This window comes from Paucibacter sp. B2R-40, assembly GCF_025717555.1.
Classification (GTDB): domain Bacteria; phylum Pseudomonadota; class Gammaproteobacteria; order Burkholderiales; family Burkholderiaceae_C; genus Paucibacter_A.
The window spans coordinates 109,420-135,906 of record NZ_JAJIRP010000001.1 but is presented as its reverse complement, the minus strand read 5'-3'; the positions used below and the strand labels follow the sequence as shown (position 1 = coordinate 135,906).

The following is a 26,487-nucleotide window of genomic DNA, read 5'->3' as shown; positions in this document are numbered from 1 at the left end:
GGCCGGTACAGTGCGGAGCTATCGGAGGTCGCAATGAACGCTACACACCACATCAAGCAACGCATGGCCCAGCGGGGCATCTCGAAAGCCATGGTTGATCTGGCCCTGGAACAGGGACGCATCGAAGGGGATAAGCACGTCATCGACCGCAAGGAAGCTTTGAAGCGCTTGCGGGAGCTCGATGCTGAACGTCGGGTGCTCACCAAGATCCTGGACAAGGGTGGAATTGCCGTGGTCTCGGAAGGCGAATCCCTCATCACGACCTACAACCGCAATAGCCAGAACAATTGGCAATGAAGGCTGCTGGAGATATCCATATGCACTACCCCATGCTGAATCGCATCCGCGACGCACTTCGTTTGTTGCCGCAGACCGAAGAACGCATCGCCATGTTGACCTTACTGATCTTGATATGGGTCCGTCGCGGGCAGGTGAGCTTGGAGCTGGGAAATCAATTGCCCATGCGACTTGTTGAGCAGCTCAATGACTTCGTGGTGACTGACGACGGCTTGCTGGATGAGTTTCGCTGGCTCGCCAAAGAGAACGCAATGTTCCTGGCGATGGCGGTCGATGCTGCCAAGGAACTGGCTGTCCAAGAAACGCTGGTGCCGTTGCCAGCTTTCTACGAGCTTCCTGAAGTCTTGGGCGTCCCGCTCGCACTGCAATCGGGTGTGGTGCGAGTCCTGGCAGAGCTGCTCGAACCAGTCGAGGGGCAACGACTTTATGCACCGTGGGATCAAACGGGCCAGCTCGCAGCGTATCTTGCCGAGCAGGGGCATCGTGTGTTGATAGAGAACCCGGAATCGACGGGGCCTTCGCTGATGGCTCTTGCGTACCGACACATGATTCAAGTGGTTCGCAACAACCCCATTACTGGTCCACGGGGACCAGTTAGATCCGAGGTTAGCTTTGGTGGTGCAGTGAGCTTTCTCCCAATGGGCATGCGCATCGATCCAAAGCAGCTCGATTACATCGTCAGCTCTGAGCTGATGAAGGAGCGAACCAACTCGGCTGCCGTGCTGGGAATTCGGCAACTGCTGGGGAGTACGCAAGGGCGGATCGTGGTTGCGGTTCAAACCAACGTGCTGTTCAGCAGCGGCGCTGAGTACAACCTCCGCAAGGAATTGCTGCTACGCGGCTGGTTGAAGGCCGTCATCGCGATGCCATCGGGATTGCTTGACCGCACGGGAATTAGCTTTGCGATCTTGATCATTGAGCGAAATCGTGAGGCGAATACGGTGCGCTTTGTTAACGCCGACAGCCCGCACTTCAAGGTCGCCGTCGGCCGTACCCGAAACCAAATGTGCAACGTCGAGGAGCTTGTTCGAGTCGCTCTTGGCCAAGCTGAGCATGAAGAGGCCACCGATGTTGGCGTGCCCGACATCCTCGCCAATGATGCGCAACTGCAGGTTAGTCGCTACGTTGTCCCGCAAGAGACCCAGCTCATGCAACGCATGCTTTCGAGGGGGCTAACTGTTTCATTGGACGACATTGCGGCATTCATTCGTCCTGTTCCTCTGACTTCGGACAAGGACAAGCTCATGGAGGCTGCAGAGGATTGGCTCGACATCACACATGCCGTGGAAGTGGTATCGGCAGACCTCCCCGAGTTCGGCTACCTGAAGCACCCGAGCAAGGAGGTCTACATAGACACGACCAAGGCTAACCTCGATCAGAATTTTTTGAGGCCGCACGACATTGTTCTCATGACGAAGGGCAGCACAGGCAAGGTCGGAATTGCACCTGGATCGCTGTCACCTGGAGATTCCATAGTGGCAGGCCAGTCCGCCATCGTTCTCCGGGTCTTCGAAAACTCGCCCATCGACCGTCGCGCGCTCTTTATGCAACTTCGGTCATCCTTTGGGCAAGCATTGCTTCGTTCCATCGTTTCGGGCGCCAGTCTGCCGCTGATCCAACTCAAAGAGCTGAAACGCTTGAAGGTCCTCGTGCCGACGCAGGAGGAGCAGGCTGGGGCCATTCACGCCCTTGAAGAAGAAGCACGACTTCAAGAACAAATCGATGCTTTGCGCGAGCAGCAAGCCCGTGCGAGCAACACTCTCTGGCGACTGAACTAAATTAACCGCATCGGGCCGCACAGAGCCTGAAACAACAACAGCTACTCAAGGGCAGGATCAATGAAACCCGTCAAACAACAAGACCAAAGCAACCTGAAGTGGGTTGCAGACTTCATCTGGAACATCGCTGACGACCGCCTGCGCGACGTGTACGTGCGCGGCAAGTACCGTGATGTGATCCTTCCTTTCACGGTGTTGCGAAGGCTTGATGCCGTGCTGGAGTCGACCAAGCAGGTTGTGCTGGAGCGCAAGAAGTTCCTTGACACGCACAAGGTGGCAGAGCAGGACGGCGCGCTGCGTATGGCTGCGAAGGAGGCCTTCTACAACACCTCGGAATTCACGCTCGAAAAGCTCAAGGCCAGCAGTGCTGGCCAGCGTCTGCGCGACGACTTCATTGACTACCTCGATGGTTTTTCGCCAAACGTTCAGGAGATCCTGACCAAGTTCAAGTTCCGCGATCAAATCCAAACGCTGATCGATGCGCACGTCCTGGGCTATCTCATTGAGGACTTCCTTAACCCTGAAGTGAATATTTCGCCCTTGCCGGTCAAGGATGCGGACGGCCGGGTCAAGCTGCCCGCGCTGGACAACCACGGTATGGGCACGGTGTTTGAGGAGTTGATCCGCCGCTTCAATGAAGAGAACAACGAAGAGGCTGGCGAACACTTCACGCCGCGCGACGTCGTCAAGTTGATGGCCAAGCTATTGTTCCTGCCGGTGGCCGGACAAATCGAATCCAGCACGTACTCACTCTACGACGGCAGTTGCGGTACGGGCGGCATGCTGACCGTGGCCGAAGAGGCGCTGCACGAACTGGCAGCGAACCACGACAAGGAAGTCTCGATTCACCTGTTTGGTCAGGAGATCAATCCTGAAACCTACGCCATCTGCAAAGCCGACTTGTTGCTCAAGGGCGAAGGCGAGGAGGCCGAGAACATCGTCGGCGGCGCGGATAAGTCCACGCTGTCTGCTGATCAGTTCCGGTCACGCGAATTCGATTTCATGATTTCCAACCCCCCTTACGGCAAGAGTTGGAAGACAGATCTCGACCGGATGGGCGGCAAGAAGGAGTTCAGCGACCCGCGCTTCATCGTCAATCACGGCGGCGATGCCGAGTTCAAGCTGCTAACCCGTTCCAGCGACGGGCAGCTGATGTTCCTGGTGAACAAGCTGCAAAAGATGAAGCACAACACGGCGCTGGGCAGTCGCATCGCGCTGGTGCACAACGGCTCCGCGCTGTTCACGGGCGATGCTGGCCAGGGCGAGAGCAACATTCGCCGATGGGTGCTAGAAAACGACTGGCTCGAAGCAATCATCGCCCTGCCGCTCAACATCTTTTACAACACCGGTATCGCCACCTACATCTGGGTGCTGGCCAACAAGAAGGCCGCGCTCCGGCGCGGCAAGGTGCAGTTAATCGACGCCTCGCAGTGGTTCCTGCCGATGCGGCGCAACCTCGGCAAGAAGAACTGCGAGTTGGCGGACGCGGACATTGCACGCATCCTGAGGTATTACCTTGACCAGCCGCCCGTAGATGGGGACGCTGTACAGGCAGTGCCCGAATGCAAGTGGTTCGACAACGCCGACTTTGGTTATTGGAAGATCACGGTCGAACGACCGCTTCGCCTCAAGAGCCAGCTCAAACGCAGCTCAATCGAAGGCCTGCGCTTTGCCTCGGGCGACGAGGTACTGCGTAGCGAGATCTACTCCAAGTACGGCGACAAGCTGTACACGGAATTCGCCAAGCTAAAGCAAGAAATCGAATCGTGGCTCAAGGGTGATGACGGCGACGAGGATACCGACGACGAGTCGGATGACGAAGACGCCAAGACCACCAAGAAGGCCGTGCCAGAGAAGCGACGCAGGAAGTTGCTCGACCCCACGACGTGGCTGCGCGACAAGACCCTGGTGGAACTGGCCAAGCTGGCGCAGCAGGAACTTGGCGATGCCGTGTTCGACGACCACAACGATTTCCGCACGCGCTTTGATGCCACGATGAAGACGCACAGCAAGAAGCTGGGTGCGCCCGAGAAGAAGGCCATCTACAAGGCGGTGAGTTGGCGCGATGAGTCGGCCCCGCCGGTCATTGCCAAACGCAGCAAGCTCAAGGCAGGTGAGCATTTCGAACCTGGCTACGACGGCGCCTACCTGGAAACCATGGGCAAGGATCGCTTCATGGTCGAGTACGAGGCCGATACCGACCTGCGCGATACCGAGCAAGTGCCGCTTAAGGAGCCCGGGGGCATCGAAGCCTTCTTCGTACGCGAGGTGCTGCCTCACGCGCCGGATGCATGGATCGCGATGGACGCGACCAAGATCGGCTACGAGATATCGTTCGCGCGCTATTTCTACAAACCGACCCCGCTGCGGACGCTGGATCAGATTCGCGCTGACATCCTCAAGCTGGAAGAGCAGACCGAAGGCCTATTGGGCAAGATCGTGGGGGCGGCGTGATGGGCACCGCGATCACTTACCCGATCTATCGAGAGTCTGGCCTGCCGTGGGCACCAAATCTGCCCGAGGACTGGCAGGTGCTGCGAAATGGGCGTCTGTTCGCACACCGGGTGCAGACGGGTTTCCCTGACCTTCCGATTCTGGAAGTGTCGTTGCGCACAGGTGTGCGTGTGCGCGACATGGTGAATCTCAAACGCAAGCAGGTGATGAGCCAAAAGGAGAAATACAAGCGCGCAGCCAAAGACGATATCGCCTACAACATGATGCGGATGTGGCAAGGCGCGCTTGGCCCCGCTCCGGTCGATGGTTTGGTGAGCCCGGCCTACGTCGTCGTCCAGCCATTCCCGGAAGCCAACAGTGCTTTCTACAGCTATCTGTTCCGTACCGATGCCTACAAGCGCGAGGTAAACAAATTTTCTCGCGGCATCGTGGCAGACCGTAACCGGCTCTATTGGGACGAGTTCAAGCAAATGCCGTCCTTCATGCCCCCCCGCGCAGAGCAAGACCAGATCGTCGCCTACCTTCGGGCGCAGGATGCTCACATCGCCCAGTTGATAAAGGCGAAGCGCGAACTAATTAGGCTGCTTGCGGAGCAGAAGCAAGTTCAGATACATCGATTAGTTACCCGTGGACTCGCCAGTGGCACTGCGGTCAAGCCTAGTGGTTACGAGATTCTTGGGGATGTTCCCGTCAACTGGGAGGTTTTGACGCTCCGGCGAGTTTTGCGAGTCAAAAGCGGAGACATGATCGATGCATCCAAGGAGACCGAGAGCGGATATCCAATCTACGGTGGCAATGGTCCGCGTGGCTTCACAAAAGGTGCTAACTCCAATGGGCCAATGCTCTTGTTAGGACGAGTCGGTGCCAAGTGCGGTTGTGTGCATCGAGTCGACGGGAAATTTTGGGCTTCAGAACATGCCTTGCGCGTCATCCCGCTCCGTGAAATTGACCTTGAATTCTTTGAACACTTACTACGCGTGATTGACCTTAATCGTTTTGCGATCAGGACTGCTCAGCCGTTGATTAACTCGACAATTGTTAGATCGCAGCCCTGCGCACTTCCTCCGTTAAGTGAACAAAAGCACATTGCCGAAGCAATTCGGGCTTTAAGTGTTGAGCCAGATGCAGCAATTGGACAAGCACTGCGCGAAATTGAATTGATCCGCGAGTACCGCGACCGGCAGATTGCCGATGTCGTCACTGGCCAAGTGGACGTACGTGGCTGGGTGCCGGGCCCTGATGACGTGGTGGCCGACGAAGACTTGGCAGTGCTCGGCGGCGACGAAGAATTGGATACCGACGGGGAGGAAGACAATGGCGACGACTGATACCAGCGAAAAAGGCCTGGAGGCCTTGATCGTGCGCGACCTCTGCATTTGCGGCGGCTACGTGCAGGGCAACCCCTGCGACTACAACCGCGACGTGGCGGTGGACGTGCTGCAGTTGCTGTCGTTTCTGCAGGCCACCCAGCCCAGGGCGGTCGAAACACTTGAGCTGGCAAACGAGGGCATCAAGCGCACCCAGTTCTTGCACCGCATCCAGGGCGAGATCGCCAAGCGGGGCGTAGTGGATGTGCTGCGCAAGGGCGTGGGCCACGGCCCGGTTCACGTTGATCTGTACAAGCTGCTACCGACCCCGGGCAACGCCAGTGCTGCCGAAAATTTCGGCAAGAACATCTTCAGCGTTACCCGCCAGTTGCGCTACAGCAATGATGAGGCTCAACGTTCCCTGGACGTGGCCATCTTCATCAATGGCCTGCCGGTCATGACTTTCGAGTTGAAAAACTCGCTGACCAAGCAGACCGTCGCCGACGCCATCACTCAGTACCAGACTGATCGCAATCCGGCCGAGCTGCTGTTCCAATTGGGGCGCTGCGTGGCGCACATGGCGGTGGACGATGCCGAAGTGCGGTTCTGCCCGCATTTAACCGGCAAGACCTCGTGGTTCCTGCCATTCAACCAGGGCTGGAACAGCGGTGCGGGCAATCCGCCCAACCCGAACGGCTTGAAAACCGACTATCTGTGGAAGCAGGTGCTGGTTAAGGACTCGCTGGCCAACATCATCGAGAACTTTACGCAGGTGGTGGAAGAGGAAGACGAAAAGGGCAAGAAGCGGCGCAAGCAGGTGTTCCCACGGTTCCACCAACTGCGTACCGTCCGTGCCTTGCTGCGCCGCTCCCGCGAGGATGGGGTTGGCAAGCGCTATCTCATCCAGCATTCGGCGGGCAGCGGCAAGAGCAACACCATCGCATGGCTGGCACACCAGTTGGTGGAACTCAAGACCGCCGCCGATGCGATGTTGGCCCAGTTCGACTCGGTGATCGTCATCACCGACCGACGCGCGCTGGATACTCAGATCGCCCGCACCATCAAGAGCTACGACCACGTCGCATCGATCTTCGGCCATTCCGAGGATGCCGCCGAGCTGCGCACCTTCCTGCGCAAAGGCAAGAAGATCATCGTGACGACGGTGCAAAAATTCCCGTTCATCCTCGATGAGCTGGGCGACCTTAGCGGCAAGAAGTTCGCGCTGCTGATCGACGAGGCGCATTCCAGCCAGGGCGGTAAGACAACTGCCAAGATGCATATGGCACTGTCGGGCGCGGCTGGAGATGATGAGGATGACGATGAATCGGTCGAAGACACCGTCAACAAGCTGATCGAGTCTCGCAAGATGCTTTCGAACGCCAGCTACTTCGCGTTCACGGCCACACCCAAGAACCGGACTCTGGAGTTGTTCGGCGAGCGTTACATGGAGGGTGGCGAGGCAAGCTTCCGATCACCGGAGGAGCTGACCTACACCACCAAGCAAGCGATTCAGGAGGGCTTCATCCTCGACGTGATTGAGAACTACACGTCGGTGGACAGCTTCTATCACGTCGCCAAAACAGTCGAGGACGATCCAGACTTCGACAAGGTGAAGGCGCTGAAGAAGATTCGCCACTACGTCGAATCCCACGACAAAGCTATCCGCAGGAAGGCCGAGATCATGGTCGATCACTTCGTGGCGCAGGTGGCGGGCAAGCAGAAGATCGGCGGCAAGGCTCGGGCAATGATCGTCTGCAGCGGCATCGCACGGGCCATTGACTACTACCGCGAGGTGTCGGATTACCTCGCTTCGATCAAGAGCCCTTTCAAGGCCATCGTGGCGTACTCGGGCGACTTTGAGATTGGCGGGGCAAGAAAGACCGAAGCGGATCTCAACGATTTCCCGAGCAAGGACATCCCGTCCAAGCTCAAGCAAGACCCCTATCGCTTCTTGATCGTCGCCAACAAGTTCGTCACTGGCTTCGACGAGCCGTTGCTGCACACGATGTATGTGGATAAGACTCTGGCGGGGGTGATGGCGGTGCAAACGCTGTCTCGGCTGAACCGCGCGCATCCACAGAAGCGGGACACCTTTGTCCTCGACTTTGCCGATAACGCAGAGGCCGTGAAGGCCGCATTTCAGGACTATTACCGCGCGACGGTGCAGGTCGGCGAAACCGACCCCAACAAGCTGCACGACTTGAAGAACGACCTCGATGCCAAGCAGGTATACAGCTGGCAGCAGGTTGAAGATTTGGTTGCGCTCTATGTCACCGGCGCTGACCGCGACAAGCTCGACCCCATTCTCGATACCTGTGTGGCCGAATACATCGACAACCTGGACGAAGACGGCCAAGTCGAGTTCAAGGGCAAGGCCAAGGCTTTCGTGCGCAGCTACGGCTTTCTCGCTGCGATCCTGAGCTACGGCCATCCGGCCTGGGAAAAGCTGTCGATCTTCCTGAACTTCCTGATTCCGAAGCTACCGGCTCCGAAGGAGGAAGACCTCTCCAAAGGAGTGCTGGAAGCCATCGACATGGACAGCTATCGGGTAGAGGCGCAGGCGTCACTGAAGATGTCGATGGACGATACCGACGCCTTTGTCGAACCTCCCCCGCCCGGCGGTGGCGGCGGTGGCGGCCCGACCGAAGTCGACAAGTTGTCCAACATCATCAAGGCCTTCAACGACATGTTCGGCAACATCGAGTGGAAGGACGGCGACAAGATTCGCAAGGTCATCACCGTGGAGATTCCGGCTCGCGTGGCACAGGACAAGGCTTACCAGAACGCCCAAGCCAATTCCGACAAGCAGAATGCCAAGCTGGAACACGACAAGGCGTTGAATCGTGTGGTGCTGGAGCTGATCTCTGACCATACGGAACTGTTCAAGCAGTTCAGCGACAACCCAAGCTTCAAGCGCTGGATGACCGATATGGTCTTCGACACGACGTACCATCCTATGGTTCCAGCAAGGAACCCTCCTCAACAATACGGTGCGTCATCCTGACATGGAGCGCTCTGCGTTTCCTTCAGCCTTCTTTCGGCTGGGCCGGGCGAACCTTGGTCGCCCGGTGTCATAAGGGTTGATTTGAAGAGGCGCAAAGGAGCATTCTTGAATTAGTGCCTGAACGGTGGGCCGCGCTTTTCAGCGTCTAGCGCCAGCGTGGCTTCCTGGATGCCGCACGATAGATGTCTTAGTCCGTCATCAACCTTCAGATGTCCGTAGGCTTTCAACACTGTCGCGAGTTCGTCGTGAAGCAAGGTTGCCACTGTTAAGTAGTCGCCAGGGTGCCGCCGCAGATGATCGGTGGCGATGATGTGTCGGTAACTGTGCGGGCCGAAGCCTGGGCAGTCTGGAATGTAGATTGCCGTCAAAGTCGTAAGGCGTTTGCTCAACCCTTCAGAGGTCCACCCTGCGTTCTGCTTTAGCCCCGCATCGGTCAGGTGCTTCGGTTCTTTGCGCGGCCCATAAACTGCCGGCAGCAGGAACCGATCAGTTTTGCCGGCGTTTGACATGAAAGGGCGGGCCTCAGCAAGATAGCGGTCAATCCAAGGTGCCACTGAATGATCGACAGTGGCGACATAGGGGGATCTGGCTGCCCCTTTTTCGTTCTTGAAATCCGATGGATCGAATCTCAGCTGGTATTGACCGTTCCCTAGCCTCACCAAATGGCCTGAGCCGTCTTCTCGCCAAGTCATGCTCGCGTATTGAGATGCCCGCAATGGATTTGCTTGCAGCATCTTGCACATCACTACATCGCGTAGCCAAGCTATGTAGTCTCTGTGGTGTGCAGGAGGCGGTGCTGATCGTTCTAGCGCTTGAGTGAACTCCACCAAGCGCTTTAACGGGAAGATGTCATTCAGCACAACGGCTGGTCGTTCGGTGGGATTCCTGGACGGGCGAATTTGCAAGGTGTCTGCGGCACGTTCTCGGAACAATCGGATCTGTTTCCTCGCCGACTCGCAGCGGCTTTGCCAGCTTTCTGCGGCGTTAGCGTCCTGGCTACCTGATCCTCTGTGGGAAGTGTTTAGGTCCGGCAGTGTGTTTGCGAGATCATGCCGCAGCCACACGAAACCTGTCATCGGACGAAGGTGGCTCTCAGCGATTTGAAGGAACGCGTTTATGCCGTTATGGTATTTGTCGTTCGACCTGGCCATGGCCCACTTCGAATATGCAATAACGAGTTCTGCGTTGGCAAGCCACGCGAGGCTGTGCCCGCTAGGCTCGATTCGGCCTGCGCCTTGCGGCCTGGGCAGTGAGAGCCAACCCAAATAGCTGGAGATGAAGGCCCAATGCACGCCGGCTGTTGCACATATCCGACCTGCATGGATCATCCAGGGCTGCACCCGGAGCGCCACATCGTCTATCGACTTCAGGCGCCAGGTGTTGCGAGCCCGCGCATGGTCGCGCAAGGGATCCGATTTGAAGGCCAGCAGGTCTTTCCACTGCCCAAGCAGCAGGCCGTCGAAAGGTGCGGCGTACGCGCCAAGCGATTTGATTTGTTGGCGCCGGATTTTTGTGTAGCTCGTTTCGCGGGGCTCCTTTGCTTTCCCGCGCTGGTACCGGCTGCGGCGAGCGAGGGGCAAACGGGACATAAGAGTTCCATCTTGTAGTCCTAGTAGCGCCTCCAGTTTTGGAACGTACTTGATGGCGCCCGGACTAGGCTGGCAAACGCCCTTCGCCCAATCTCGAACATGGTGCAGCGGAAGCCCAGCCTTTCGCGCAACTTCGGTCAGAGTCAGCGACATAAATTTAATTCGCTCGGACAGTGCTTCGGCAAACGAGTCCGGCAGCGTGTCGTGTGCCTTGATCGTTTGGAATAGGCGGTGCCAGCGCAACATTTGTTCCTGGCGATCCTTTTGAGTACGCAGGGCGCGCCCTTCGGTTAGGACGTCACAGTAGCGCATGAATGCCGCGTCGAACCCTTCAAAAAACTCCTCGCCGATTTGCCGCTCGATGGTGTACCCGTGGATTTCAATCCAAACATTGAGCGCGGACCCCATGTTTTTTACCTGCTGACCACCGAGTCCGGCGGCTTCGAGGTGCTGGCGACCGAGCTCATGGAGCTGTCGATACGTCATTGAAATCAGCGCGTTCTGGCGTTTTTCGGAAGCTGATATTGCTTCGGGTTCAAGTCTTTCGGTGATGTTGAGCATGTTCTGGTAGTGCACGGTTGAATTAACGGCTGCGTTATCAATGAGATAACGGCAGGTCACTGGCACTCCCAGGGAGAAGTCGGAATTTCGGAATTTCATTCATCCGTACTTGGTTGATGAAATTCGAAACAATTGCCGTTATTCAGAAGCATGCAGACTTGGTCCGCTTTTGCTTGCCATGAGTTGAAGCGCCACTTCGTATAGCTACAAGAATTTGCTTGGCGTAGGAATTTGTGTGCCGTAGGCGGTTTTAGGAGTCTCCTTAATGCTGTGTTCCTTTTGCACGAATTCCTTTATTCGCGTTCAATTGGGTTGATAGCGCTTCTCACGAACTCTCTTCGAATTGGATGTGAGTACAACTTTCAATTAACCACTCTTCTTTGAACTAACAACTAAAAGGATGAGTTGATAGATAACTTTGAAAATTCCTGCTGCGATGGCAAGAACGACTCACGAACTTGCAAATTAGCGGGAGTTGGAAACCATGATTTCTTTAAGTTTGCTGGAGCGGAGGCCTGGGCACTAACGCTAAGGCGTGACGAAGCGTTCAACTTAAAAAACATTTGTCCGTCGATGAAAATGGCGGCGTATATGTATTGCTAGGCGCGAATGGGTCCTTGTACATTGGGGCGACACGGAGCCTCTGCATCCGAATGTATGACTGGCTTCGCGCACCCATCGCTTACGAATACAGGAGCGTCATGGTGCGCACGTCGCCTCGACCGGCGCTTACTCGGTCTCATGCGTTTCATATCGAGGCGGATCTCATCCAGCGCTTACGGGCTACGCTGGTTTACGAAACAAAATTTATCCGAAACCGCTGGCACCTTCGGAGGAGCAACGGTGGTTCGCGCAGCCGTACCTGGAGCATTCAATCAAGTTTTTGAATTTCTTTACCAATACCTCTCAATAGCATCTCAGGTGTACAGCTCGGCCGTTCCGTTTGCAATGTGCCCCTGGATAGAGTGAGATCAACTTTGGTCAGGTTGGGCGGCTGCGCCAGAACGCTGCTTGGCGGTTGAACTCCCTGACCAGGAACTCATTAATGGCGGCGTGTGACCAGAATTTTTCTTTCCCTAGTCTGACTCCTGGCGGAAACCGCTTCTTGGCGATCATGCTTTCCAGACAGCGGGCGGAGACGTTCAGCCGCTCACAAGTCGCTTCCTTGTTTAAATAGGCTTCGGCCGGGCAGGTGTGGTCGTTAGGTGTGTAGTCATTCATACGTAGAACCTCTTTCAAGTTGGGGAGGTTCGTCTAGATCCAGCCAATCCGCTTTTTATGCGCCATTTCGGCGTTGGCTTCGAATGTGTCTACCCATCGTGAATTAATGTACGTGTCAGCCTGAAATAAAGTCGTTTACTGGCAATGCTGTAATGCCTTGATTTTCATGGGAAGCTTACAGCACCCAGATTGCAAATTCGTTTTCGCACTCTCCCCTGTCCGAAAGGCACTAACAGCCACTGTAAGAATAGTCGTTTAAAAGTATTTCGGCATGCGCGAAGCCAATACAGAAAAACACGTCAAGGCAGCCGCCAAAGTCAATTCGCCTGACTGATAAAATTCCCGCACATAACTGATGACAGGTGCAAACTTTTGTGCAACCATGTCTGCGTGAGCAAACAAATCATCAGAAATCAGCGGATATTTTTTAGTTTTATCTCGCCCTTAGAAATTGGAAGAAATTCCACTACTGCAAGATAGAAGAGAACTCTGCATCAAAGCAACCTTGACGAATCGAAGCCATGCAACCCAAATCCATCGCAATCCCCGACGATTTTCCAAGAGAGCCACCTGTTGGATCCGTTAGCGGCGTCCAGCCCAAAATTCTGGTTCGACTGATAGATGGAAAATATGTTTCAGGGAGAACAGAAGAAGAAATTGCCGAAAGATTCGACAATTGCCGGGATCTAGTTGATCAACTCTTTGTCTACTGCAAGCGGAAGCTGAGTGAAAGTCCTGAATTGCTGATCGATGCCCTTCTACCGAAGGTAAAGAACGCCGTCATTGAGAAATCCTGGGATGTAACTGCCGCGGAACTAAACTGGATCATGTCGAAGCTATTCAATCGCTTAAGCGAGGATTTGCCCGTACAAGAACGGAGGCCGCTTGATAGCGATTGAAGAGACTTCGTCAATCAAAGCACTTTCAACGGTTGAAACCGACTCTGGCTGGACCGTCAGCCTTCGTCTCACAAAGCACTTTCAACGGTTGAAACCCCATACCGGAGCGTCCGGGTCTTGCGCAGTTGGCGAGGTTTCAACGGTTGAAACCGACTCTGGCTGGACCGTCAGCCTTCGTCTCACAAGGAACTTTCAACGGTTGAAACCCCATACCGGAGCGTCCGGGTCTTGCGCAGCTGCCGAAGTTTCAACGGTTGAAACCGACTCGGGCTTGACCAGCAACCTTCGTCTCACAAGGCACTTTCAACGGTTGAAACCCCATACCGGAGCGTCCGGGTCTTGCGCAGTTGGCGAGGTTTCAACGGTTGAAACCGACTCGGGCTGCACCGTCAGCCTTCGTCACACAAGGCACTTTCAACGGTTGAACCCCCCACACCGGAGCGTCCAGGTCTTGCGCAGTGGTCGAGGTTTCAACGGTTGAAACCGACTCGGGCTGCACCGTCAGCTTTCGTCTCACAAGGCACTTTCAACGGTTGAAACCCCATGCCGGAGCGTCCGGGTCTTGCGCAGTTGGCGAGGTTTCAACGGTTGAAACCGACTCTGGCTGGACCGTCAGCCTTCGTCTCACAAGGAACTTTCAACGGTTGAAACCCCATACCGGAGCGTCCGGGTCTTGCGCAGTTGGCGAGGTTTCAACGGTTGAAACCGACTCCGCCAGCACCATTAGGCTTAGTCACGCAAAGCACTTTCAACGGTTGAAACCCTCCCGAAACAACCAGATCCGCCATGGAGCGTCAAACTTTCAACAGTTGAAAGTCATCCTCCTAGCTTCAAAAGCCGGCGTCTTTGCATTTGCGCATGCTCAATCGACAGCGAGCTCTTTAGCCTTTTGTCGGCGTTTGTAGTCGATTGTAGAAACTAAAGCGTACGACACTGCCATTCAGGCATGGGGCACTTGGAAGGCCAAGTATGTGCGCATCGGTTCAAGTCATTACCTCGCCTGAAGCCTGCAGCATTCGTGTTTTGACGCAGGTGTTCGGCACTTTTGTGAGTCATGACACGAATCGGCAGTCGTATCTCATGTTGTATCGCGCTCTTGACTCGTCTGCTGCTTGCATCAATCGTGTTTTGACTCCTCAAACACCGCAGTTAAACGCTGCACTGCCGTCATGAGCTGTCGATCCGGAAGTTAGGCTTTGGCCACGATCCGGTCATTGGCGTCCGACTGCAAGGTGCCCATCATGGACATTCGCGTGCGACAGTCATTTCGCAATTGATCATCCCAAAGCTGTCATTGCCTGCGCCCGTTGGCCGACCTGATTCCCGTCATTCAACGTTGAAGCCAAGGGGCGCAGTCAGCTGGCCGCGCAGAGCTGAAAATATACAAACAGCGTAGCGCGGCCAGTTGAGGGAGACCCACTTGACGGGTTAGTCGCCGCGTTGTCACGGCCTGAAGACACGCAATTTTTCCAAAGGAGAAATTTTCGAGGCGTTGTTATCACCTACTATTTAATTGCCCATCCAACTTTAGATGCACTTTTAATCAAAATAAACTGTCTGCTGCGCGTCAATCGTTGCAGAGTATTTGCCGGTTGATTCAGTAATGCTTAATCTGTACGGAATATCGTCTTTCGTATTATATTTGAATATAATAACCCCAACCGGACCCCAATCCGATTTATAATTTCGATATAGGTCTCCAAAGAATAATTCGGTGATTCGCCCTTTTGATTCCGTTATTGAGAAGCCTCTTGCTTTGCTTCGTATCGCGCTCACATCGAAATCGTCATTAAAATTGACAACCCAGGACTCGCGGCTTGAGTCGATTACCGTTTCCAAGGAGTCGATTCTGTTGTCACTCCAACTGTAGCTTATTTCCCGATTTTGATAAACTTGTCCTGTTTCGAAATTCTTCATTTGTCGCACCTGAGATAACCTGCCTTCGGTGCTTTGGAATGTAAAAGGAGCAGGGTTGTATTTGTAGTACCAGGGATTGTCGCCGCTAATGCTTTCTCTGGATGAGGACTTTGGAAATATCCCATCGTAACTTATAGCAAGCGTGGCTGTAGTTATAGGACCATCCGAGCTGGCAAGTCTTCCGATCTCGGTGATCTTCTGTAGCTCACCTTCTGGCGAGTACGCAAATCTATGCTCTCCCATAAATGCAAAACCTGGTGAAATGTTGATCGCACGCCATCTCTTGTCAAAAGAACTCAGAGAATGCACCGTATTTCCGGCTGGCGAAAATCTGGTTATCGTGCTATTTATGTTATTCTCAATTGCGACTTCAGCAGATATTCCACTTACCCCCCAAGTACTGGAGAATACGGTGGTTTTGATGGACTTCGGTCTTTCGCTAATGTATTCGTATTCGGTGATTTGCACTTTATTGTTATTTTGAAAGTGCGAAACAGCGCGCACCAAGCCACTTTCAAAAAAATCAATAGCAAAACTCTTATTTATATTCGGGGATATCGCTCCGTCAGGACTTTCTTGGCGCAAATTAATTGTTACTCTTTTGATTTTCAACTGCCGTATATAACTGGATTGACCTTTGCCGAATGGAAATAAATTAATCGCTTCTACATGGCCAAAGAGAATGGCGATCTGGAGTGCCGACTCAATTTCTTCCGGAATTCGTAATTGCGTATTGGGTTCCACTTGCATTGCGCGATTTATGAGTAGCTGTCCTTCGCGAGCGCAATAGCCAGACCCACCAATGCCGAGCGCAATTAGAAACATGAAGAATGATTTCATTTTCATGGGTTTTGATGTTGGTTGTGGAATTTGTGGTTCAGCGACATGGCTCGGCTGCAAAATCACGCGATGTAAAGTAAACGATTTACTGGTTATTGGCAAATCGAACCGAGCGGGGCTTGGTTTGAGAGTAGGAACAACTTTAACGCCACGCTTGACTTGGTCTGCAATGCCCAACGCATGAAAGGCACGTCCCCGTACCAAGCTGTCAGCATTGCGAAAGCCCGGCGCTTGGATGCCGCAATGAGATTTCCGGTATCTCATCAACATATTAGGAGGGGGAATTCCATGACGATTCTGACCGTCGGCATTGATCTCGACAAGGGCGCGTTTGCACTACATGGGGTGAATGAGGCAGGCAAGGCTGAGTTGGTTTGGCCGGCCGTAAAGCGCGACAACCTGCAACAGTTGATCGCCATGACGCCTCCTTGCAGGATCAGCCTGGACGCCTGCTCCGTTGCCCACCACTGAGCACGGCAGTGCCAGGCCGTGGGTCACACCGTGTGGCTGACTGCGCCGAAGTTCATCCGCACTAGCTAGCGCACGGCGGGCAAGCGCGGCAAGAACAGCGCAGCCGAAGCGGACGCGATCCAAAGCCATCTAACTCCCGCACATACGCTTTGAAGCAATCGCAGCTAAAGGTGCACTGCGCTAGGCAAGGCTTCGTCGATCAACGCACAGCCTCGCTCAACCGGATTCGTGGCTTGCTCAGCGAGTTCGGCATCGCGCTGCCGCTCAGACCGTGCTCAGGCGCGCCTGTGTGCCCTATCGATTCGATGCGTTTTTATTGAATGCGTATCGCCGCCCTGAAAGTGGACGCTGGCTAAGTACTGCTTGCCGACAACGCAAAGGGCACAAGAAAATCAGGCTGCACGACTGCTATGGGCACCTTGCAGCCGGCCGCAATGGGCATGAACGTGCCGTGGCCGTTTGAATACTCGGTCTGCCATCCATGGTCAAAAAATTCTGCCGCATTGCAGTCGTTCCGACTGCCCTTCTTGAGCACTGAACCATGTTGGTACGGTCACCGAAGGAATGGGGGCGTTTCGGCGCAAGTCATTACCTCGCCTGAACCCGACGGCATTCGTGTTCTGACTCAGAATGGCGCCACGTTTCGGAGTCAAGACACGATTCGCCGGCAGCAGTTCATGTGCCGGATCTCACCTGACTCGCCCGTACGTTGCATCAATCGTGTTTTGACGCACGTGTTCGGCACCTTTGTTGGCTCTTGGCCATTGAACGCGCATTTAGCGCAGAAACAGGTACGGTCACCGAAGGAATGGGGACGTTTCGGCGCAAGTCACTACCTCGGCACTTTTGTGAGTCAAGACACGATTCGCCGGCTGCAGCTCATGTGCCGGATCTCACCTGACTCGCCCGTACGTTGCATCAATCGTGTTTTGACGCACGTGTTCGGCACCTTTGTTGGCTCTTGGCCATTGAACGCGTATCTAGCGCAGAAACAGGTACGGTCACCGAAGGAATGGGGACGTTTCGGCGCAAGTCACTACCTCGGCACTTTTGTGAGTCAAGACACGATTCGCCGGCTGCAGCTCATGTGCCGGATCTCACCTGACTCGCCCGTACGTTGCATCAATCGTGTTTTGACGCACGTGTTCGGCACCTTTGTTGGCTCTTGGCCATTGAACGCGCATTTAGCGCAGAAACAGGTACGGTCACCGAAGGAATGGGGACGTTTCGGCGCAAGTCACTACCTCGCCTGAACCCGGCGGAATTCGTGTTTTGACTCATCAGAATGGCGCCACGTTTCGGAGTCAAGACACGATTCGCCGGCTGCAGCTCATGTGCCGGATCTCACCTGACTCGCCTGTACGTTGCATCAATCGTGTTTTGACGAACGTGTTCGGCACCTGTGTTGGCTTTTGGCCATTGAACGCGCATTTAGCGCAGAAACAGGTACGGTCACCGAAGGAATGGGGACGTTTCGGCGCAAGTCACTACCTCGGCACTTTTGTGAGTCAAGACACGATTCGCCGGCTGCAGCTCAAGTTTCGGATCTCACTTGACTCGCCTGTAGGCTGCATCCATCGTGTTTTGACTCCTCAAACACCGCAACTAGCGGTGCCGGCTGATTGGGCTGAATGACTTGGAAAGGCTGCACAGGGCAAAGCTGTCCGCTCCAGGAGAAGCGACCCACCCCCTAAAAATCTGCAGCCCAATTCATTCAGAAAGCTCGGATACAGTCCAACCCGCATCTGGAGATGGGCCGACGCCCACGCCAACCTGCCCTCCCGGGCAAGGTGGATCGCGCAAGCGGATGTGGCCTCATTGGGGGCAAAGATACGGGAGCTGCGTCGGCCCTCTTAAATTTCTTTCTCGGAGGGCTTTGTTTTGCTCGAATCAGTAATTGACAGCGGCCTAGTGCAGGCCTACCGGAAAACCGAATACAAGGTGCATGGCAACGAACCGTTCACGTTAAAGGTGGATGAGGCCAGTCCGGCTCTGGCCGCCGCACACAGGCGTCACGGCGTGAATTGCAGCGCCTACATCACCGCATGGAATCCGCTCGGCCTAGGCCAAGAGATTGGCGTTAACAATCAACGCAATTCCGAGCTATCCGCAGAGCTTCGCAAGCGCAGCCTCGTCAGCATTGAGGGTGTCGGTGAACCTCCGTCAGATGAGTGGTCCGGCGAGGCAAGCTTTCTGATCTTCGGCGTGACCTTGGAGGCGGCCAAGTCCCTGGGCACAAGGTGGGCGCAGAACGCCATCATCTGGAGCGGCGCTGACGCGATGCCGCAGTTGATCTTGCTGCGCTGAAACTGGCGGCCGCTTGAATTGATTCACCTGAGGGCTGTTCGACAACGCACTTTTATCTGTTGGAATTCACTACGTGAGCACCAGCAGGCTTCGTCGGACAGTGCCCTACTAAGGGCGAGCGGGTAAGCGGCAATAGCGCCGTCCTGAGCAGCAGGACAGTATCGGCGCGTGTCGAGCGCCAAAAGACGCTATACGGGCATGTCCTCAAACAATGGCACGGATGCCGTACATAATCAGCGTCATGTTTTTGCAAGTTTGAACCAGTCCCGTTGTCAGAACTCCTGGCTTTTCACGCGGGTGTTTGCGGCTTCGTTCAACAAGGCTTATTTGCCGCCCGCCAAACTTGGTTTCCCAGTCACTGCCGTGCGATGGGAGATAGACGCTTACTGTTAGTCAACGACTCCCAGGGAGAAAACGAAGATGGACTTAAAGGGCAAGACCACGCCAGCAGGGTGGTTGATCGGCGACCAAGTCAGCTTTGCAGCTGATCACACTGGCGGTTACTTTAGCGACTGTTATTACGTCGAGAAAGACGGACGCAAGGCGTTTCTGAAGGCGCTTGACATTCTGAAGTTCGATATCTCGCAGATCGGTTGGCTGCTTGGCGCATTCAACTACGAGGCCGAGCTTGCAAAGCTCTGCCGCGACAAGCGTCTCGTCCGCATCGCGCAAGTATTTGAGTCCGATAACGTCGAGCGTGATCCGAATGCGGCGCCATTGCTAAGGAATGTTCCCTTTCTGATTTTCGAGCTAGCAGATGGAGACATTCGCGATAGCGTCGACGTCAGCAAGAACGTTACCGATCAGTGGCGGTTTCAGATCCTGCACCAGACTACCTTGGCGCTCCTGCAACTGCATAAAGAGAAGATTGCACACCAGGACTTGAAGCCTTCCAACGTACTTCGATTCGACGACCGCCTTAAGCTCGGCGACCTCGGTCGGTCTTCGCTGCGGGGCAAGGTCGCGCCACACGATGGAGAAGCAATTGCGGGAGCACTTAACTACGCCCCTTTTGAACAGCGGTATGGCTATTTACGCCCTGATTGGCTAGAACGTAGGCTAAGTGTCGATGTATTCCACCTAGGGTGTCTCGTAGTTTTTAACTTTACCAACATCTGCTTCCCTGACTTCGTGATCGGCAAACTTGCGGATGCTCACAAACCAAATGTCTGGGGCGACTCTTATGAACAGGTGATCGACCACATAAAGGCCGCAATGGTTGATGCTTTGGCAGAGCTATCGAACGATTTTCCTGAGCGGTTCCGGGCCGAGTTGATCGACATTGTGCTAGACCTTTGCCATCCAGATCCAACCGTTCGTGGCCGCGCGGGCACTGACAAATCATCGGCCGGTCCGCTCTGGCTGGAGCGATATGTAGCCAAGTTCGATATCCTGCGCAAGAAGGCTGGCATCAGGCCAGTTCTACAACATGCTTGATGACCAGAGGCCACGTCGAGTCGTGCCGCGGTGGCGGCCGTCATGGGTCACAGCAACCTCGGCCGAAGCCAAATCCACGTTGCTCCCGACCAGGCAGTCTGAAGGCTCCAAGAAGAAGGACGAGTTGGAGGTCTCGCATAAGCTCCGCGAGCTCGAACTTGTCCGTTCGGTCCCTGTGGCCGCCGAGTTGATGTTCTTGGCGTCGGCTGCAGGCAATGAAATCGCCGCTAGGCAGGCCGCAGAAGTGATCCTGGCTAGTAGGGCTCAAATCGGCTCTACGCAGCTTGTCCGCTCGGCCCAACAGGTGCTGCAGGGAGGCTCATCTGACAGGGTCGAGTCGGTATCCAAAGACTTTGTGAAGCATGCGCGCAAGCTGTTAGCCATCGACTATCGCAATCCAGTCTTGCTGATGGATACGGCCCGTGAACTTGCAGCTATGCGTCAGGATAAGGCGGCACTCCGGTACGTTCGGGCGGCAGTTGCTCTGGCGCCGAGCTCCAGGTTTGTGCTTCGCGCGGCAGCTCGATACTACCTGCACGTCGGGGAGCACGAAATCGCCCACGACCTGCTGCGCCGATCACCGCTGGTCGGTTCGGATCCCTGGGTGCAGGCTTCGGAGATCGCGGTTGCCACCGTGCTTGGCAAAACCTCGAATCTTGCCAAGCCGGCAATTAAGCGATTGAGTGAGGCCAAGCATGTCGGCGCCGAAGTGACCGAACTCGCGAGTGCAGTTGGCACAGTTGAACTCCTCTCAGGATCGGACAAGAAGGCCAAAACCCTCTTCAAGCATGCATTGAGCCACCCGAATGACAACAGCCTGGCTCAAGCCGAATGGGCTGCGGCACGGCTTAAGTTGGTAGTCGACCACCAGGCTTTGCAAACGCCTATGTCATATGAGGCGAATTCGCATAACGCTTATCGTCGTCAAGAAATCGACTCTGCTATCGATCATGCTGTGCTTTGGGCAAAGGACGAACCGTTCGCCTCGCGCCCTATGGACGCCCAGTGCTATTTGCTATGCCTCAAGGGCCGATATGCCGAATCATTGGTGGCCGCGAAAGCCGCACATGACCTTGACGGTGATGACATCGGCCCGGCACTAAATTTGCTATTCGCGCAGATCCAGGCCGGCGACTTGGATGACGCCATGGAGGACTTCCTTCGCTTGGGTAGGCATCCTGATTTGAAGATGCATGCGACGCACTATCTAGCCAACGGTGGTGCGTTGGCCTATGCGTCTGGCGATTTTGAGCTGGGAAGGCAGCTCTATCAGCGTGCGATTAAGTCTGCACGGATGCGGGGCGAGCCTTATTCAGAGGGACTCGCGCGCGCGTTCTTCGCGCGAATTGCTACTAATGTTGGGGACCCTCAGGCCAATACCATTGTCCACGAGTCGGCTGAGATAGTTTCCCGGTTGCCCAGTGTCGGCGCTATCTATGTGGTTCAAGGTCTGGTCGACGCCAAAAAGCGCAAAGAGCTCCAAACAACCGCGTCCGCGCGAGTTGCAAAGCGTGCCTGGCGTTGGGATGCGATCACCAATACGTTGTTGATGTTAGACCCGTAGTCTCCCAAGCAGTTCTTGCCCAGGTTAACCACCGCCGCAGATTCCAGATATCGACTGTCTACTGGCAGGTGAGCTTACGGTACCTCATGACTTCGACGCCCCCACTGCCGGCGGAGGTGCTTGCGGCTTTTGAGGGATTTACTCTCGCCGACCCCAAATTGGACCGAAGTCAGTTCGCAAAGGAACGTCCTGTTCAAGCTGTGCCGACAGCGTATCCATTGACGAGTCAGTCAAGCGAGCGAAGTTAGCTTCCGCGGAAACCATCGGCACAGCGTTGGCTGCACGGCCGAAGTGAAACGCAGAAACTAACCGCGACATTGCCAACAGCCTATCAAGGAACGGCAACTCAACGGGGCATTTCTCCGACTCGCTCGACAGCTGGTTGCCCTCGGCAGGGTTCCGGTCGGTGTCAACATGTTGATCGTTGAATGCAGTCATATGGATACCTTGTTGGGGTGTTCAGCACATTCAGGTACCCAGCTTAGCGTAAGTGGCCATACTTTGCGGTACCCAACTTAGACCTTGCGGTCATGCATCATGCCGTCCTCCCAAACCACTCGCATCTCGGCCACCAAGGCGTTCGGTATGCGCTCGTCCGCCTCGGCTTCTCGCAGCGTTTGCACCATTGCGTCCGCAATTTGTTGAAGCACTTGTGCAGGCCGGTTGATGCCGCAGATTTCACGGCCGAACCTCAGCAACTCCTGCGTTGTCGGATAAGCTTTGGTTTGCCCTCGTCCCGCAAAGAGCTTCAGGGCTAACGTGCGGTCCTCCAGATCTGGTCCGCCCACATATTGCTGATAGCGATAGATCGAGGTGGTGACCACGTCGAACATGGGTGCCAGCCATGCATCCCCTGGTGCGCGGTAAAGCAAGCCGAAGTTCTTCAGGTGGCCATCGCCGTTGCGCACCATCACCGTGAAGGCGACCTGCCCGAAGAAGCGACGAAGGTTCTCGCTGGGCAATTGCAGGTATTGCAGCAGTTCCGCGACCGTCTCGTAGCTGCCGCGGTACTTTCGATCAGACAGAACATCGCGCACGCGCAGGCCCATCAAGGCCGCTACATCCTCAAAGCCCAGGCGGGTGCCATCGGGCTCGATGTCGAACCGATCCAGCACCAGCATCTGCCCGTCATGCGACAGATCGAACCCTGGCGTCAGGATGCCGGCCTTCGAGGCGGCGGTGAGGCACATGAATTCGTTAGCCGCCAATCCAGGGTAGGCATCTGAAGCCGTCTTGACGATGAGCGTGGGGATCGGGATCGTCGGCCGATCCGGCACCATGATCTTGGGTTGCATGCCGGCAATGCCAGCACCCGTGCTGAGGTAGGCTCGCACGAGTTCATCAAACACCTCAGGCGTGTACGTCGTTCCCAGCAAGGCCTTGCGGTCCATCACTGTTCCCCGTGCCGCTGCCGGCCTATCGGGCAACTGGTAGCCAAGTCGGCCAATACCGTTGGAACCCACCAGTGCTAGCAGGTGCATCGGCGTCAGCGGCTGCTTGGGAAACAGGGCGCGCAGGCGCATGAACAGATCCCCCTCGGGCAGATGCTGATCCATGACCGCAAACAGGTCACCATCGCGGTAGGTAGGCGTGCTGGGAGGCATCAACAGTCCAACGGCAGGCTGATCGACCATAACGCTGTCTGTGTAGCGAAACTCGTAGACCGAGTGTTTGAGCAGCTGGCCGCGTAAGGCGCCGCCGATCTCGACCTCCAGCTGCTTAATTTTTTCAGGAAGCGGCTGCATCGTCGTCCTCGTCGGCTGAACCAAAGCGTCGTTGGACGTCCTCCAAGGACGGCATGCCCGCACGCTCAATCCGGATGGTCAGACCCATGGCACCTAGGATGGCCATCAGCGAACTGACGGTGACATCCTCGCCCTGCTCCAAGCGATAGAGCACGTCACGCGCTCGGCCGGCACGCAGTGCGATGTCAGTTGCCTTCATCTTGCTGGCCTTGCGCTCCTGCATGACGGCTCGGCCCAAGTCACTAGGCAGGCGAATAATGTCTTTCATACAAGACATATTAATGTGAATTCGCAATATTGTCTTGTATAGAAGACGTGACTTTGTCTCAAAGTGCATGGCCACAGCGGGCTACGGCCAAGATCGAAGGCCATGAGAACGCTTTCGTGGCTTGGAATCACTATTGCAGAGCCTCAAGGCGGTGTCGCCTGCGGCCGCAATGCTTCCTTGGGGCATATAGAGCGTCCAACTTTAGCTGCGTGCAGCTCGCCACCATCAGGGTTTCGAGGTCAATTCAGATGATATTAGTAAGCACTTACGTCGCTCTACAGTCTTCTACAATTGACTACGAAGTGGGCCGATGAGGACCAGAGGCCGATCAGCGAACTGTGGAAACATTCATCGGCCAAAGCTGAAGGCTTTGCGTGACCTAGTCGGACGTGGTGCCCTTGGTGCGGCCGGACTGAGCCACTGGCAGAGGGACGAGGTGAATTCCTGTCACGATTCCTGTCAGTCACCTCTGCGGTGGGCTGCGTTTTGATGCGTTTAACTGCGTTTGACTGCGCATTGACAGTTTGTAAGCTATTGATTCATAATAGGTTTTGTGTGTGGAGCTGTTCAGTCGATTCGCGAACTTTGTTTGAAAATCCGCGTGTCGGTGGTTCGATTCCGCCCCAGGCCACCAGAATTTACTAAGGCTGACAAGCACTTAGGCGAGAGCCCCGAGCAGGAAACTGACCGGGGCTTTTCTACAATCAGCGCGCGGATCTACAAAATTGTTGGTGCAAGGGCACTGGAGGTTTGGCTGTGACTAGTGAAGTCTTGATCTTCAACAAGCGTGGCGTTGTAGTTGCCGCTGATAGCGCAGTGACAACCTCTAATGGTGACTCCGATAAGCGAGCGCGATACGCAAAGACAGCGAACAAAATTTTCGAGCTTTGTGATGGGGGCGGCGTTGCAGTCGCGATATTTGGAGGCGCTTCGATCGATTTGGTTCCTTGGGAGCTTGCGATCAAACAGTTCCGGAAGTCCATCAGGGGGCGGAGGCTTCCCCATGTAGGCAACTACGTTGATGAGTTGCTGGCGTTTCTTAAAGCCAACGCCCAACTATTTCCAAGTGAAGTTCTGGTTCAACTCGAAGCTAACCATTTCGAATCTGCAACCGTTGAGGTACTCAAGTTTGCGAAGGCCCTGTCTCCCTCCCTTGTTGACCAAGATGCACTCTTGGATGAGAGGAAAGCCGCTTGGGACAAAGCTTACGCCGCAATCCAGCCTGTGTTAGTCAATGCGGGAGTCAAAGCTCCATTGACGTCAATAGGGCTTGATGCTGCGTTGAGTCAAATTCAAGAGAGATGGGTGCCACTTCTGACGAAGAACATGTCGGGGGCACCTGACTTACTCGATTCGATTGATGTTGATCAGCTCGCAGAACTGGCCCACAGGTGGCGATTCACGCAACCCGACGAACTAAACAGCTATACAGGGGTCGTTGTCCTCGGTTACCTTTGGCCGGGTCGATGTACACGGCGGTAAAACGCCGCTCGGCTGCACCTGGCTCGTTCGGACTGTCGGCCAGGGCATAGTCTTGAACGTTTTGGATGAAGGTTGCGGCTTGTTCGGCCGGCAAACCATCTTCGCTTCCGTTGCCTGCAAGGTCGCAACATCATTGCGGCGACCCGCGACGAAGCCCAAACCGTAGGCGACCACCTCGCCCAATGGGTACAGGCCAAAGGGCTTGCCCATGTCTCGGCCTCGCCCTCCGCAGCAACCACCGAACAGGAGTGAGCACCATGCAAGCACCTGTTTCGATGCTGACTGGATTTGCGGGCAAGGGCAACACCGCTCTTGTGCTGGGCTTGCTTGTTGGTTTGGCCGTCGTGGCCGCTATCAAGGCCAGCCCCACCCAAGCCCCCGCCAAGACGCGCACCTATCCGTAATCACCGACGGAGGGCCGGCGCACCGCATTCGCCGCCTCTGTCTCTATGGGAATCAAAGTCATGAAAACCAATTCAAGCAGAGCCGCCGCATGGGCCGCTCCACTTCTCTCGCTCCTTCACACAACCGAAGCCAAGACCGGCACCTTCGTGTGGCAGTGACACCAAATATTCTCATCAATAAGGACGAATTAATGTGGAAATGTAAGCACTGCTCTAAATCTATCGAAGACGAATTTGATGCATGTTGGAGTTGCGGCTATTCGAAGGAAGGAATACCGCCCGACAAGTCAATAAATAGTGAATCGGCGGAGAACCGAGCGGAATTAGCTCGCGAGAAAAATAAGTCGAACGCCAAGGGCACGCTCCAAGTGCAAATGGTTTCTATCGTTGACGCGAGTATTCCATTTTGGTCTATGGTTTTTTTCATGATCAAGTGGGCATTGGCATCAATCCCTGCAATTTTGATTCTTCTATTCACCTTCTCCGTCATTGGCGCGCTATTTGGCGGCCTGTTCCGCGCATTGTTCTAAAGCCATCCGCATATCGAACGCGTGGCTTGACCTGCATATTTTTCCGTCCGTCTTGTCGGCCACCTTCGTGTGGCAGTGAGCCTACCCCTTCCATTTCCTATCTCTTCGTCCGGCTTGGCTCCCGCCATTGCCGTTCTTCGACTCTCCGAAAGGAGGAAATATTCAACCAAAACCCACCAAGTTGTCCAACACCAAATCCGCAGGGAGGCCAATGAATTCCAAGTTCACCAAGATTGTCAAGAGCGACCAAGGACGCAGACGAGCGCCAGCTTATGCGATCGCATGTTTCTACATATAAACCCACCCTTGCATTGAGGGGGGCGAAGAAAACTAACTCACCGTGTGTGCGACGTTTGTGTCTACTATCTTGACACCCAAGGGCTCGTTGAGTGATGACGGCCGTTGCGAATAT

At 55.1% G+C, this 26,487-nt stretch carries 19 protein-coding genes, 1 pseudogene and 1 riboswitch; of the genes and pseudogenes, 14 read left to right on the top strand and 6 right to left on the bottom strand.

Annotated features, from left to right (window positions below; translation table 11 throughout):
• The first annotated feature begins 33 nt into the window (after window positions 1-33).
• Genes LNV09_RS00545 through LNV09_RS00525 form a run of 5 tightly spaced genes read left to right on the top strand, consistent with a single transcriptional unit; the run spans window position 34 to window position 8,840 of the window.
• Window positions 34-297 (top strand): DUF4258 domain-containing protein, encoded by a 264-nt coding sequence (locus tag LNV09_RS00545; protein ID WP_263555121.1) that lies wholly within the window; start codon window positions 34-36, stop codon window positions 295-297.
• A gap of 32 nt (window positions 298-329) precedes the next feature.
• Window positions 330-2,075 carry an N-6 DNA methylase gene (locus tag LNV09_RS00540; RefSeq protein WP_263555120.1) on the top strand — a complete coding sequence of 582 codons (1,746 nt, stop codon included), beginning with the start codon at window positions 330-332 and terminating at the stop codon, window positions 2,073-2,075.
• Between the two features lie 60 nt (window positions 2,076-2,135).
• Window positions 2,136-4,529, top strand: a complete 2,394-nt coding sequence (locus LNV09_RS00535) for a type I restriction-modification system subunit M (RefSeq protein ID WP_263555119.1) — start codon at window positions 2,136-2,138, stop codon at window positions 4,527-4,529.
• Window positions 4,529-5,857: a restriction endonuclease subunit S gene (locus tag LNV09_RS00530; RefSeq protein ID WP_263555118.1), complete on the top strand. Its 1,329-nt coding sequence runs from the start codon at window positions 4,529-4,531 to the stop codon at window positions 5,855-5,857. Before LNV09_RS00535 ends, LNV09_RS00530 begins: the two co-directional genes overlap by 1 nt.
• A complete protein-coding gene (locus LNV09_RS00525; RefSeq protein ID WP_263555117.1) occupies window positions 5,844-8,840 on the top strand; it encodes a type I restriction endonuclease subunit R in 2,997 nt (998 codons plus the stop codon). Before LNV09_RS00530 ends, LNV09_RS00525 begins: the two co-directional genes overlap by 14 nt.
• Window positions 8,841-8,950: 110 nt before the next feature.
• On the opposite strand, the gene LNV09_RS00520 is transcribed toward LNV09_RS00525, so the two are convergent.
• Both LNV09_RS00520 and LNV09_RS00515 read right to left on the bottom strand, forming a co-directional pair.
• Complete coding sequence (locus LNV09_RS00520; RefSeq protein WP_263555116.1) at window positions 8,951-11,089, bottom strand: site-specific integrase; 2,139 nt, start codon at window positions 11,087-11,089, stop codon at window positions 8,951-8,953.
• Between the two features lie 882 nt (window positions 11,090-11,971).
• Window positions 11,972-12,211, bottom strand: coding sequence for a helix-turn-helix transcriptional regulator (locus LNV09_RS00515; protein WP_263555115.1), 240 nt, complete (start codon window positions 12,209-12,211; stop codon window positions 11,972-11,974).
• A 521-nt stretch (window positions 12,212-12,732) separates the two neighbouring features.
• Here LNV09_RS00515 and LNV09_RS00510 point away from each other — a divergent pair.
• Window positions 12,733-13,110: a hypothetical protein gene (locus LNV09_RS00510; protein WP_263555114.1), complete on the top strand. Its 378-nt coding sequence runs from the start codon at window positions 12,733-12,735 to the stop codon at window positions 13,108-13,110.
• 1,539 nt (window positions 13,111-14,649) lie between these two features.
• Here the strand turns inward: LNV09_RS00510 and LNV09_RS00505 are convergent.
• Window positions 14,650-16,137 (bottom strand): hypothetical protein, encoded by a 1,488-nt coding sequence (locus LNV09_RS00505; protein WP_263555113.1) that lies wholly within the window; start codon window positions 16,135-16,137, stop codon window positions 14,650-14,652.
• An 18-nt stretch (window positions 16,138-16,155) separates the two neighbouring features.
• On the opposite strand from LNV09_RS00505, the pseudogene LNV09_RS00500 reads away from it, so the two are divergent.
• From LNV09_RS00500 to LNV09_RS00480, 5 genes and pseudogenes are all read left to right on the top strand, one after another.
• A pseudogene (locus LNV09_RS00500) lies at window positions 16,156-16,607 on the top strand (transposase); the annotation flags it as partial.
• Window positions 16,608-16,748: 141 nt separating this feature from the next.
• Window positions 16,749-17,591: a hypothetical protein gene (locus LNV09_RS00495; RefSeq protein ID WP_263555112.1), complete on the top strand. Its 843-nt coding sequence runs from the start codon at window positions 16,749-16,751 to the stop codon at window positions 17,589-17,591.
• 483 nt (window positions 17,592-18,074) lie between these two features.
• A riboswitch (SAM-I-IV-variant riboswitch) is annotated at window positions 18,075-18,180 on the top strand.
• Between the two features lie 39 nt (window positions 18,181-18,219).
• Complete coding sequence (locus tag LNV09_RS00490) at window positions 18,220-18,645, top strand: DUF3293 domain-containing protein (RefSeq protein WP_263555111.1); 426 nt, start codon at window positions 18,220-18,222, stop codon at window positions 18,643-18,645.
• A gap of 420 nt (window positions 18,646-19,065) precedes the next feature.
• On the top strand, window positions 19,066-20,082 hold the full coding sequence (locus LNV09_RS00485) for a protein kinase domain-containing protein (protein WP_263555110.1): 1,017 nt from the start codon (window positions 19,066-19,068) through the stop codon (window positions 20,080-20,082).
• Between the two features lie 79 nt (window positions 20,083-20,161).
• A complete protein-coding gene (locus LNV09_RS00480) occupies window positions 20,162-21,646 on the top strand; it encodes a tetratricopeptide repeat protein (protein WP_263555109.1) in 1,485 nt (494 codons plus the stop codon).
• A gap of 138 nt (window positions 21,647-21,784) precedes the next feature.
• Here the strand turns inward: LNV09_RS00480 and LNV09_RS00475 are convergent, their stop codons facing one another.
• The 3 genes from LNV09_RS00475 to LNV09_RS00465 all read right to left on the bottom strand — a co-directional run bounded on the left by LNV09_RS00475 (window position 21,785) and on the right by LNV09_RS00465 (window position 23,659).
• A complete protein-coding gene (locus LNV09_RS00475; protein WP_263555108.1) occupies window positions 21,785-22,084 on the bottom strand; it encodes a hypothetical protein in 300 nt (99 codons plus the stop codon).
• A gap of 77 nt (window positions 22,085-22,161) precedes the next feature.
• Window positions 22,162-23,391 carry a type II toxin-antitoxin system HipA family toxin gene (locus tag LNV09_RS00470; protein ID WP_263555107.1) on the bottom strand — a complete coding sequence of 410 codons (1,230 nt, stop codon included), beginning with the start codon at window positions 23,389-23,391 and terminating at the stop codon, window positions 22,162-22,164.
• Window positions 23,375-23,659: a transcriptional regulator gene (locus tag LNV09_RS00465; protein ID WP_263555106.1), complete on the bottom strand. Its 285-nt coding sequence runs from the start codon at window positions 23,657-23,659 to the stop codon at window positions 23,375-23,377. The genes LNV09_RS00470 and LNV09_RS00465 overlap by 17 nt, the downstream gene beginning before the upstream one ends.
• 771 nt (window positions 23,660-24,430) lie before the next feature.
• Here LNV09_RS00465 and LNV09_RS00460 point away from each other — a divergent pair.
• The 3 genes from LNV09_RS00460 (at window position 24,431) to LNV09_RS00450 (ending at window position 26,075) form a co-directional block, all read left to right on the top strand.
• Window positions 24,431-25,141, top strand: a complete 711-nt coding sequence (locus LNV09_RS00460) for a hypothetical protein (protein ID WP_263555105.1) — start codon at window positions 24,431-24,433, stop codon at window positions 25,139-25,141.
• A gap of 257 nt (window positions 25,142-25,398) precedes the next feature.
• Window positions 25,399-25,545 (top strand): hypothetical protein, encoded by a 147-nt coding sequence (locus LNV09_RS00455; RefSeq protein WP_263555104.1) that lies wholly within the window; start codon window positions 25,399-25,401, stop codon window positions 25,543-25,545.
• 89 nt (window positions 25,546-25,634) lie between these two features.
• Complete coding sequence (locus tag LNV09_RS00450) at window positions 25,635-26,075, top strand: hypothetical protein (RefSeq protein ID WP_263555103.1); 441 nt, start codon at window positions 25,635-25,637, stop codon at window positions 26,073-26,075.
• Window positions 26,076-26,487 lie beyond the last annotated feature (412 nt).